This is a genomic window from Mesorhizobium sp. M7A.F.Ca.CA.003.01.2.1, assembly GCF_003998945.1.
GTDB classification, from domain to species: domain Bacteria; phylum Pseudomonadota; class Alphaproteobacteria; order Rhizobiales; family Rhizobiaceae; genus Mesorhizobium; species Mesorhizobium ciceri.
The window spans coordinates 1-9,652 of the sequence record NZ_RZRA01000080.1 but is presented as its reverse complement, the minus strand read 5'-3'; the positions used below and the strand labels follow the sequence as shown (position 1 = coordinate 9,652).

9 protein-coding genes are annotated in these 9,652 nt (G+C 61.7%); 6 read left to right on the top strand and 3 right to left on the bottom strand.

Going from position 1 to position 9,652, the window contains the following annotated elements; translation table 11 throughout:
• The 3 genes from EN969_RS05815 to EN969_RS05805 all read right to left on the bottom strand — a co-directional run.
• A partial coding sequence (locus EN969_RS05815; RefSeq protein WP_127419019.1) for a sugar ABC transporter substrate-binding protein occupies positions 1-801 on the bottom strand: 801 nt, incomplete at its 3' end.
• Between the two features lie 158 nt (positions 802-959).
• Positions 960-1,898 (bottom strand): threonine/serine dehydratase, encoded by a 939-nt coding sequence (locus EN969_RS05810; RefSeq protein WP_013530436.1) that lies wholly within the window; start codon positions 1,896-1,898, stop codon positions 960-962.
• A complete protein-coding gene (locus tag EN969_RS05805; protein ID WP_244514328.1) occupies positions 1,888-2,991 on the bottom strand; it encodes a succinylglutamate desuccinylase/aspartoacylase family protein in 1,104 nt (367 codons plus the stop codon). Before EN969_RS05805 ends, EN969_RS05810 begins: the two co-directional genes overlap by 11 nt.
• Before the next feature lie 95 nt (positions 2,992-3,086).
• Between EN969_RS05805 and EN969_RS05800 the strand changes: the two genes are divergently transcribed.
• From EN969_RS05800 to EN969_RS05775, 6 genes are all read left to right on the top strand, one after another.
• Complete coding sequence (locus tag EN969_RS05800; protein ID WP_013530438.1) at positions 3,087-3,872, top strand: IclR family transcriptional regulator; 786 nt, start codon at positions 3,087-3,089, stop codon at positions 3,870-3,872.
• Positions 3,873-4,002: 130 nt separating this feature from the next.
• Positions 4,003-4,752, top strand: coding sequence for a GntR family transcriptional regulator (locus EN969_RS05795; protein ID WP_027160933.1), 750 nt, complete (start codon positions 4,003-4,005; stop codon positions 4,750-4,752).
• Between the two features lie 68 nt (positions 4,753-4,820).
• Entirely contained in the window at positions 4,821-6,353 is a 1,533-nt protein-coding gene (locus EN969_RS05790; RefSeq protein ID WP_082826518.1) for a putative N-acetylmannosamine-6-phosphate 2-epimerase, read from the top strand.
• Positions 6,354-6,435: 82 nt separating this feature from the next.
• Positions 6,436-7,731 carry a sugar ABC transporter substrate-binding protein gene (locus EN969_RS05785; protein ID WP_244514326.1) on the top strand — a complete coding sequence of 432 codons (1,296 nt, stop codon included), beginning with the start codon at positions 6,436-6,438 and terminating at the stop codon, positions 7,729-7,731.
• Positions 7,732-7,786: 55 nt separating this feature from the next.
• Positions 7,787-8,653, top strand: a complete 867-nt coding sequence (locus EN969_RS05780; protein ID WP_013530442.1) for a sugar ABC transporter permease — start codon at positions 7,787-7,789, stop codon at positions 8,651-8,653.
• A 2-nt stretch (positions 8,654-8,655) separates the two neighbouring features.
• Positions 8,656-9,477, top strand: a complete 822-nt coding sequence (locus EN969_RS05775; RefSeq protein ID WP_027160930.1) for a carbohydrate ABC transporter permease — start codon at positions 8,656-8,658, stop codon at positions 9,475-9,477.
• Positions 9,478-9,652 lie beyond the last annotated feature (175 nt).

The following is a 9,652-nucleotide window of genomic DNA, read 5'->3' as shown; positions in this document are numbered from 1 at the left end:
GTTCCAGTAGCCGACACGATAGGCGCCGGTCAGCACGTCCATCACCATCTTGCCGTCGTCGATCAGCGGCTTCATCTCGGCGTCGCCGTCATAGCCGCCGTAGAGCAGCTGGGTTCCCATCGAACTGGCAACGGAATCGGCTGCCAGGCAAAGGCTGTCGGAGATGCAGCCGATGGCCTTCAGGTCCGGATAGGTGGTGAGCCATGTCTGGGCGGCATTCGTTGCCTTGGCTGCGTCCCAGCCGGTCGGCTCGATGCCGACGACCTTGATGTCCGGAAACTCCTTTTTCAGGGTTTCGACAAAGCCTTTTTCGCGCGTGTCGGACACGAAGTTGCCACGCGAACCGACGAGCAGGGCGACTTCGCCCTTGCCGCCAAGCGACTTGCCGAGCGCGCGGGCAACCATCGACATGTTGTCGTAGTCCGGATAGAGCGTCGAATAGTTCGAGCCTGCCTCGACCTTGTTGCCCATGGTGATCACCGGAATGCCGGCGGCAGTGGCTTTCTGGATCACCGGAATGACCGCGTTCTTGTCGATCGGATCGATCAGGATCGCGCTGACGCCCTGATTGATGAAATTCTCGATGATGCTGACCTGTTTTTCCAGGCTACCCTCGGCGCTCTGCCAGGTGGATTTCACCCCATAGTCGGCGGCAGCCACGTCGCCGGCTTCCTTCATGCGGACAAAGAAGGAGTTCTGCAAGTCGATTGCCGCAAGTCCAAGAACCTTTTCCGCGGCAAGCGAGGGCGTTGCGATGGCGAGTGCAAGCAGAGCAATGGATGCTTTCAGGGAAATGCGCATGTTTCAGTTCTCCTCTTGTTGCGACAGGACGATTCTTCGCCTCTTTTTCATGTCCCGCACGACGACCGTCCCAGCGACAGGCATTCCGGCGGTATTCCGCGGCACTCGTGCCGTATCCATGTCGGGCCGCGTCTTGCGTGGACCGGCCTTTCTCGACCTCAGCCGTTCAGGCCTTCGACACCGGCGCCGCAGACAAGCCCGGCGATGCGGGCGCCGCGCGGTGGCTTGAAAGCTCCGCTCATCAACGCGGCCAGCGATGCCGCGCCGCTGAGGTCGGCGGCGATGCCGAATTCGAACCAGAGCAATTCAGCGGCTTTCTGCATGTCCGCATCCTCGACAAGGACGATGTCGTCGACGTGCTTGGCGACGATCTCGTAGATACTTTCGTCCGTGCGGCCGCAGGCCATGGTCGCCACCTTCGTCGTTATCTCGGGCAAGCGAACGACACGGCCGGCAGTCAGGGAGGCGTGAAGGGTCGGTGAACCGGTCGGCTCGACACCAACGATCCTGGCGTCGGGTTTGACGTGCTTCAGGACTTCGGACATGCCACTGATGAGGCCGCCTCCGCCGATCGCGACGATGTAGATGTCGGCATCGGGAATCTGGTCGACCATCTCCAGCGCCACGGTTCCCTGGCCGGACACGATCTGCGCATCGGCGAAGGGATGCATGTAGAAGGCGCCGCGCGCTTTTGCCTCGGCCAATGCAGCCTCATGCGCTTCATCCCAGACCTTGCCTTCGAAGCGAACGTCAGCGCCCCATTTGCGCAGCTTTTCCGCCTTCAGCGGGCTTGCATTGTTCGGCAGGTAGATGGTGGCGGGAGCGCCGGCCCGGGCAGCCACATAGGCGGTGGCCAGGCCGTGATTGCCGCCGGATGCGGCGACCAGTCCGTTTTCGATCCGGCCCGGCTCGAGCGTTTTCACCCGGTTCGTGGCGCCCCGGATCTTGAAGGAGCCGCTCACCTGGAGGCATTCGAGTTTCAAATAGACATCATTTTGGAGGTTCGCGCCCGTGGCATGGTCGAGCTTGACGACCGGGGTGCGCCGTATGAAGGGGGCAATGCGCCGGGCAGCCGCCATGATGTCTTCATGGCTCATCGGTCAGTGCCTCCGGATATTCGTTGGCCAGCACGAAACAGCAATTCCCCGGGCGCACGCGGCCGGGTTGACGCTTGGCGAAAACGATGCCGTCGATGGGGTGAAGGAGATCGATGGGCGCGCGCGACAGCGTGTGGAGGAAGTGAATGCGTCCGGCAAGGTCGCCTTTGCTGACGGCACTGCCGAGGGGGCTCAAGGGTTCGAAGACACCGTCCTCCTCGGAAAGCAGATAGCCTTCGCTTCCGGGCACCTTGAGCACGCGTGCGTTGGCGCCAGGGGCAATGTCAGGCGCGCCCTTCAGGACGCCTGCATGTTTCAGCACATTGCGGATGCCCCTGCGGCAGATGGCCAACGCATCCGGACTGACAAGGCCGCCGCCGGCCATCTCGCTGCCGATGACGATCAGCCCCTGGTGATTGGCGGACGCGGTCGAGGTCCGGGTTTCACCGAGATTGTCGACCATGACAACGGTCGGCGCCCCGAAGGCGAGCGTCGCCTTGATGTTCTTGCGATGCCCCTGCGCGGTCGGGGAGGGCTCGATGATCGCGCTCGGCAGGATCATCAGGGACGAACCGCCGGAGTGGAGATCCAGGAAATAGTCGGCCTTCGGAAACAGGATGTCATGCACATAGGCCGCTATCTGGCTTGTCAGCGTGCCGTTGAAATCGCCTGGAAAACTGCGGTTGAAATTCAACCCGTCGACCGGGGAGGTGCGGGTGCCGGCCTCGACGGCCCGAATGTTGATGGCCGGAATCGCGATGATGCGACCGGCTATATCCCGTGGATCGATCTCGCGCAGAAGCTCGCCGAGCGCGATCGGCCCCTCATATTCGTCGCCGTGGTTGCCACCCTCGATCAGGACCGTCGGACCGTCTCCGTTCTTGATGACGGCCAGCGGAACGCGGACCGTGCCCCAGGCATCGTCGTGCGGCGATTGGGGCACATGGAAGAAGCCGATCTGCTTGCCCTCGCGATCGAAATCGACCGACGTGTAAACACTGTTGTTCCGGGGCGTGATGGTCGCGCGGACAGTGTTTGCTGGTCTCTGGACGGTCATCGGCTCGGCCTCGAAATTCATTGTCCCCGTCATCATGTCAGTTTTATATATGGTGTCAAGTTTGGATATAAAACCAATGGCAATTCCGATTTCTTGTCTCTATCGTGCGTGGACCACCGGGGATTCTTCGAATGGCAGATGACGCAAAAGAGAGTGGCAAACCGACCTATTCGGCCCCGGCGCTGACGAAGGGTCTGGATGTCCTGGAGCTGCTGGCGGAGGCGCGAGCGCCCTTGACGATGAAGGAGATCGCGGAAGGCCTCGGTCGTTCGAAGAATGAGATTTTCCGGATGCTGATCGCGCTCCAGGAGCGTCAATATATCGAGCGCAACGCCGAGACCGACGCCTATTCGTTGACCGACAAGCTTTTCAAGCTGGGGCTGCACACGCCGAGCGCTCAGGATCTCATGTCCGCCGCAATGCCCGAGCTGACGCGGATTGCCGGGGACTCAAATCAGTCGCCGCACCTGGTCGTCTTCAATCATGGCTTGACTGTCGTGACCGCGGCCGTTCCCGGCGGCGAGGACATGGCGTTCACGCTGCGCCTCGGCTACGGCCGCCTGGCCACCGACGCGACCTCCGGCCATGTGATCCTTGCCTTCCAGCCGCCAAAGGTCGCGACGCGGATGATCGACGAATGTGCGGCACATTCGCCGGCGCCGCTGGATCGAGAGGCGCTGGAAAAGCAGCTTCGTACCATCCGCGCGGACGGTTACTGGATGCGCGAGAGCCGTGATTTCGTCGGCATCACCGATATCTGCTGTCCGGTCATCGGACCGGACGGCAGCGCCGTCGCCTCCATTATCGTCGCCTATATCAATCGCCATACGCGTGAAAGCCGCCATGCCTTTACTCTGGAGGTCCTGCGTGCTGCCTGCGATCGCATCTCCATGAAGCTGTCACCGCGGGTTCGCTGAGGGGCCGTGGTGCGCTGACGGCGCGGACGAGGCACCGCCCGCGGGACGTTTGCACCGGATTGATAATACCAGTATGGGTCCAGTCAGGAATGTTTTGATCCTGGGTGCTTCTCGCGCGGGAGGAAGAGCAATGACAACCGTGAACCTGATCGGGCTTGTCAGTCGGGAGATGGAAGCGACAGCCTCCGATGTGCCGCTTTACCGACGGTTGAAATCGGCGATCGAGGCAGCGATCCGTTCCAACGCTTTGAAGGCCGGCGCGGTTCTGCCGGGCGAGCGGGTTCTGGCGGAAGCCCTGTCGATCTCGCGTGTCACTGTGAGAAAAGCTCTGGCGTTGCTCGAAGAGGAAGGGCAGCTCAATCGCCGGCATGGTTCCAAAACCGAGATCGGGTCGCGGGTCGAAAAATCGCTTTCGACGCTGACGAGCTTTTCGGAGGACATTCTGGCGCGCGGCCTGAAGCCTGGATGCCTATGGCTTTCCAAACAGATAAGCCGTCCATCGCCAGCCGAAATGATGGCTTTGGGTATTGCCGCAAACACCAATGTAATCCGCATGCGCCGCGTGCGGACGGCCGATGGCGCGCCGATCGCCGTCGAGGTCTCGGCCGTGCCGGTTCGCTTCCTTCCTTCGCCCGAGATGGTTCAGGACTCCCTCTATGAAGCGCTAGATGCACGCGGCTTCCTGCCTCAGAGGGCAATCCAGCGCATGCGCTCGCGCGGCGCATCGCTGGAGGATGCAAGACACCTTCATTGCGAGATGGGCGCACCGCTGCTGATGACCGAGCGCCGCTGCTTTCTCGCCGACGGACAGATCGTGGAATACTGCGAGACACGCTACAAGGGAGACGTCTACGACTTCGTCTTCGAGCTGCAAAGATAATACCAGTTATGAACTGGTTGTAATCTGGTATTTTCCATTTATCGTGATGGCGACAGGGGAGTGCCGACGTGCAGCGGGAAGACATCGCCAACAGTCTCATCGTGTCCTGCCAGCCGGTTCCCGGCGGCCCGATGGACAGTGCGCAATTCGTGACGGGCTTTGCCAGGGCCGCTCTTGAAGCCGGAGCCAAGGCCCTGCGCATCGAATCCGTGCCCTATGTCGCGGCCGCCCGCCTGGCCGTCCGCGAGCCGATCATCGGTATCGTCAAGCGCGATCTGACCGACAGCCCCGTGCGCATCACGCCCTATCTGGCCGATGTCGAGGCGCTGGCCGAGGCGGGCGCCGATATCATCGCTTTCGATGCGACGGACCGTGTCCGTCCCGTTCCTGTCGAAGCGCTTGTGAAAGCCGTCAAGGCCAGGAACAAGCTGACCATGGCCGATTGCTCTTGCCTTGACGATGCGCGCCGGGCCCTTGCCGCGGGTGTCGATTTCGTCGGCACGACGCTTTCCGGCTATGTCGGCGGGCCGGAGCCGGAGGATCCGGACATTGCCCTCATCGCTCAAATGCGAACCCTGAGCCCCTACGTCATCGCCGAAGGGCGTATCCGGTCGCCGGAGCAGGCGGCCGCCGCCGCGCGCGCCGGCGCCTGTGCCGTGGTTGTCGGATCGGCGATCACCCGTACCGAGCACGTCACCTCGTGGTTCCACCAGGCGATTTCCGGGGCCTATGCGGCAAGGGGCACGCAAACCGTGCTTGGCCCAACCGTGCTGGGCATCGACATCGGGGGAACCAAGACCATGGCCGCGCTGGTCAGCGGCGGCAAGGTGGTCGAGGACATGATCGTGCCTACCGCGCGAGAGGCTGGACCCGACGCCTGGCTGGCATCCCTTGCGCAAAGCACGTCGGCCTGGTCAAGCCGCTTCAGTCGTATCGGTATTGCGGTGACGGGGCTGGTGCACGATGGACGCTGGTCGGCGTTGAATCCGGCGACGCTTGGCATTCCCGACGGCTACCCGCTGGTCGAAAGGGCATCCGCTGTTTTCGGCAAGCCCGTCTGTGCGTTCAACGATGCCCAGGCAGCCGCCTGGGGCGAATACAAATTCGGCGCCGGGCAAGGTCGCGACATCGTCTTTCTGACCATCTCGACCGGAATTGGCGGCGGCATCGTTTGCAACGGCCGATTGCTGTCCGGTCTTGCCGGTCACTTCGGTCTGATCCGTGGTTTGTCTGAAGACCAGGCCCCGCTCGAAGACAGCACCTCCGGCCGCTGGATCGCTTCGCAGGCCCTCAAGGCCGGCTTCAAGGCCGATGCCGCCGATGTGTTCGGGCTTGCGCTGAAGGGCGAGGCCTGGGCCGACGCCATCGTCTCGCGGAGCGCCTCGCGGGTCGCGACGCTGTGCCGGGACATTCAGATGATGTTCGATCCGAAATCGATCGTCATCGGCGGCAGCATCGGTCTTGCCGATGGCTATCTCGACCGGGTGCGCGCGCATCTGGGCGAGGTTCCACCGCGCCTTTCCTCCAATCTCGTTGCGGCGAAGCTCGCGGGCCACGCCGGCGTCATCGGTGTTGCCGATCTTGCCGAATGGGCAAAGTAGCGGCGCCGCCGGTCATGCCATGCAAAAATCATCAAAAAAGAAGGGAACGATCATGAAATTGAGCAGGACGTCTTTTGCGCTTATGGCCACCCTCCTCGCGGGGACAGCTTTGCCGACCTTTGCCAACGCAACCGTGACCGTGCTCGGCTGGCCTGGCGGGTCCGAGGAAACCGCACTGCGGGCAACCGTGGAAACCTATAACAAGCAGGCAAGCGATGCCGACAAGGTGGAGCTGCTGTTCTTCAACCGCGAAGGCTTTTACGACAAGCTGCAGGCCGACATGGCGGCCGGATCCAACGCCTTCGACGTGAATCTCGTCGCCACCTACTCGCTCGGTCGCTACGCGCCCTATATGGAGCCGGTCGATCTTGGCGCGGATGCGGCCAAGGTTTTCGGCGAATCCGTTCTCAAGACGATGCAGTTCGACGGCAAGCAATACGGCGTGCCGACCGACCTTTCGCTGCACTTCATGTACTACCGCAAGGATCTCGTCGACGCCTTGAGCAGGGATGACGCCGCCAAGAAGACCTATGGTGAAATCGCCCAGAAATATCTCGGCAAGCCGCTGCAGCCGAAGGACCCGGACAGCTGGACCTGGGACGACTGGGCGGCCACCGCCCTCTATTTCACCAAGCAGGTGAACCCCGACAGCCCGGTGCGCTACGGCACGGTCCTGCAGATGAAGAACCTGCTGTTCAACATGATGGTCTTCCAGTCCCTGCCGCGCTCCTACGGCGGCGACTGGATGGACAAGAACGGCAATGTCACGGTGGATTCCGATGCCTACAAGACCGGCCTCGAGCTCTACAAGAAACTCTATGATGCCGGGTCATCGCCCAAGGATTCGCTGAGCTACGAATATGCGGAAACCAACGCGGCCTTCGCATCCGGTCAGGCCGCGACGGCACTGCAGTGGAATGCCGCGGCGGCGGATCTGACCAGCACCGAAAAATCTCCGGCGGTCGCCGAGGTGACCGGGATCGTCGCGCCGCCGGCAGGTCCCGACGGACGCGCCGATCATATCCACGGCCTTGGTTTGGGCCTCAACAAGAACGCCAAGAACAAGGAAGGCGCCGTCAAGTTCCTGAAGTGGCTCGCCACCGAGGATGCGGCCTTGCTCTATGCGCGCAGCGGCGGTTCGCCGGCATTGTCTCCCGATGTCGTCGCCAAGGTTGCGAAGGAACGTCCCGATCTCGTCAAGCTCGGCGAATTCGCCAGCAAGTACGGCTATGTCATGACCGGTGCGACGTCCGCGAGTGCGCTCCCGGTCTATGAGCTGCAGGCAAAGGAGTTTACCGGCTACTGGTCCGGCCAGCAGAGCCTCGAGGATGCGCTCGCCCACACCAAGGCGGGCATGCAGGACCTTCTCAAGAAATGAACCATTTGCCGGACGCCGGGTCGAGCTCGGCGTCCGGCGCGTTTGGCGGATCGACATGGCCCTTGTGACACGTGCCGAAGGCAGGATGTATCTGACGCCGCTGGTCGGCTTCCTGCTGCTGTTCCTCGGCTTTCCGGCGATCGTCAATCTGATTTATTCCATTTCGGCCGTCACATTCGAGACGCTGCGCAGTCCGGTGTTGAGCGGTTTCAGCAACTATGTCGCGGTGTTGAACGACCGCGAATTCTGGAGCTCGGCCTGGTTCTCTCTGCGCTTCGGTATTCTTACCGCATCAGCGGAATGTCTGATCGGTCTTTTCCTTGCCATCTTCCTGGCACCGCTTCTGAGCAAGCGACCAGTCCTGATGGCGCCGTTGATGCTGCCGCTGATGGTCGCGCCGGCCATGGTCGGTCTCATGTACCGGCTGGTGCTGCATGAATTTGCGGGCCCCGTCCCCTACTATCTCTTCGAATGGTTCGGTGACAGCCCGGCCTTCCTCGACATCAACAATGCCTTCCGCACCCTTGTCGTCGTGGAGACGCTGCAATGGACGCCTTTCGCCTTCCTGCTCTTCTACATGGCCTATTCGGCCATACCGCTCGACGTGCGCGAAGCCTCCTCGCTCGATGGCGCATCACCGTTTGAGATCGTCCGGTGGATCGACCTGCCATTGATGAAGCCGACGCTGGTCATCGCGTTTTTCATCCGTTTCATCGACGGTTTCCGGGTGTTCGACAATGTCTATGCATTGACCGGCAGTGGTGCAGGAGGTTCAACGACGTCCTTGTCGATCTACATCTACCAAGCCTTCTTCAAGGAAGGGGCTATTGGCAAGGCGGTCGCCGCCTCGGTTGTCCTGTTCATGGCGTCGTTCATCGTTCTCCACTGCCTTAACCGGCTTGCCGGCCGCAGGAAGCGTTGACGATGGCCGGGGCACTGCGCTGGATCGTTTTTGCCATCGCCGTGCTGGCGATGAATTTCCCCATTATCGTGACGCTGATCACATCGCTCAAAAGCCAGCGCGAGCTTTCGACGAACCCCGGTTTGTGGATCAGCCAGCCGACGCTCGACAACTATCTGGAGGTCCTGACGCAGACCAGCCGCTTCAACATCTATGCCTATCTGCTGAACAGCACCGTGGCGGCGCTGATCGGAACCGGCCTTGCGATCGTGCTCGCGTTCCCGGCTGCCTATGCGATCGCGCGCAGCGAGGCGGGAAAGCGCTTGGTCCTGCCGATCGTCATCAATCTTCGCGCCGTGCCGCTGATCATCTTCGCGATCCCGCTTTACATGATGTACCAGTGGCTGGGCCTGCTCGATACGCGGATCGGGCTCGGGCTCATCCTGACCATCGTCAACGCGCCGCTTGCACTCGTCATCCTGGTAAACGCGATTTCAGATGTACCAGTCGAACTCGACGAGGCGGCGAAAGTCGATGGCGCAAGTTCCTTGCAGGTGATGATGATGATCGTCCGGCCCGTCATCCGACCGGCGCTCGTCACAACCTTCATCTTCGGCTTCATCACCGCCTGGAACGAATTCCTCTTCGGCCTCATGCTGACAACCAGTCGTGCCGTGCCGATGACGGTCGGCGCATCCTTCTTCTTCGCCGCGAGCGGCGGTGGCGTAAAATGGGGAACCGCTTCCGCCGTCATGATGCTGGGCGCCTTGCCGCCGGCATTGCTGGGTCTTGTGATGTATCGGCAGATATCGGGATCCATGACCGCTGGGGCGGTCAAGGGCTAAAGCAAGAAGAAGTTCGTCTTTCCGACAAATTGGACAACCCAATCCGACAGCGCCAGCGCGCTTGTCAGGCCAGGTGGCTCGATTCCGAAAAGACGGATCAGCCGTCCGGACGGATCTGCCAGAATGGCGAAATCGCCGAACTGCAACCCGTTCGTTTTAGGCCGCAGCCCGCGAT